The sequence below is a fragment of the Methylobacterium sp. E-065 genome (assembly GCF_022829605.1).
Classification (GTDB): Bacteria; Pseudomonadota; Alphaproteobacteria; order Rhizobiales; family Beijerinckiaceae; genus Methylobacterium.
Map to the genome: position 1 here is coordinate 1 of NZ_JAKSYD010000217.1, position 602 is coordinate 602.

Below are 602 nucleotides of genomic sequence, written 5' to 3' on the forward strand. Positions count from 1 at the left end.
TGACGCGACGGTCAACCCCTTCACCGGCCCGCTGAAGTCTTCAGCCAGCTTAACGGAGGTCGCGTCGTACATGCACTACTGGACGCCGGAATGGCGCCCGGCCTTCTTCGGCTCCTACGGAGAGCAGAGCTTCTCGCAGAGCGCGCGCTACGCTCAAGGTCAGATCTACAGCCTGGTGAGTGTCCGCGCCGGCAGCGACCCGGTCAGCTCGAACGCCGTCGGCACGCCCGGCACGCGGTTCTACATCCTGAGCGAGGCCCTGCGCGACACCTAGCAGTTCGTGGCGGGTGGCAGCATCATCTGGTCGCCGGTCAAGGATCTCGATATCGGCGTGGAGGCGTTCTACACCCAGATCGGCCTGAAGAACGGCCGGGCGATCGACCTCGACAAGAGCCCGACCGCTTACGCCAACATCGCCGGCATCAACAACGGCACCTTCGCGGTCCGTACCGCCACGAAGGACTCGGTCTCGCAGGTCCGGTTCCGCGTCCAGCGCGACTTCTGATTTCCCCAATCGAGATCGGTTGTTCCCAAAGCTTCCTGATCTTGATGTCCCCGTGCAAAGGGACCCCAACTAGCCCGGCCGAAAGGCCGGGCTTTTT

Annotated in this window: 1 pseudogene; it reads left to right on the forward strand. The window is 63.6% G+C overall.

The features are described from left to right. Window positions 1-505 (forward strand): annotated as a pseudogene (locus MKK84_RS25690) (porin); the annotation flags it as partial. Window positions 506-602: the final 97 nt, after the last annotated feature.